The organism is Tersicoccus solisilvae, from assembly GCF_014643255.1.
GTDB lineage: Bacteria > Actinomycetota > Actinomycetes > Actinomycetales > Micrococcaceae > Tersicoccus > Tersicoccus solisilvae.
This window is the reverse complement of record NZ_BMJI01000105.1, coordinates 1-520: the sequence shown is the minus strand read 5'-3', so window position 1 is coordinate 520 and position 520 is coordinate 1. Positions and strand designations below refer to the sequence as shown.

Sequence of the window (520 nt, the reverse complement as noted above, 5' to 3'; positions counted from 1 at the left end):
AATTATCATAAATAACAAAGGGTTGTTTTGTGATTGAGATTTTGGATTTTGCCCCGTATCCAGAGAGATACGCCCAGGGGGGCGAATTGGGCCCCAGGTTGCTGAAAGTAAAGTCTGATATAGGTGGCCCGGTTCTCCATCTATTGCAGATGCGTCCGTTCGATGAAGGTGGCACCGAACTGCTTTGGGCTGCCGAGTTGAGTTCATCCAAGGGACTGGTGACCCTGAAAGGGCAAACCCGGGATGGCGCCTGTGTTTTTGGCAACCAATTTGGTGCTTTCTATCTGTACGATCCCGCGCAGCAGCAATGCCGTTTACTGCATGATTATCAAAGTAAATTTGGTAGTGTCCAGGGTGTTGTCAACAGTGGTGGTGATGCCTTGCTGGTGCTGTTTTATGAGATGGGCAAGGATACGGACTTAACCTTGCAACGCCTGCCTCTTATTCCTGAAGTTGGCGCGGTCAGCGAGATTTCAGCCCAGCTGTATGATGAAGATTGTTTTGGCGGTGGTTATGACTA

General features: G+C 49.2%; 1 protein-coding gene. It reads left to right on the top strand.

From position 1 onward, the window contains the following. Positions 1–29: 29 nt before the first annotated feature. The coding region (locus IEX22_RS16460; RefSeq protein WP_188669303.1) for a hypothetical protein at positions 30–520 on the top strand (491 nt) is incomplete at its 3' end.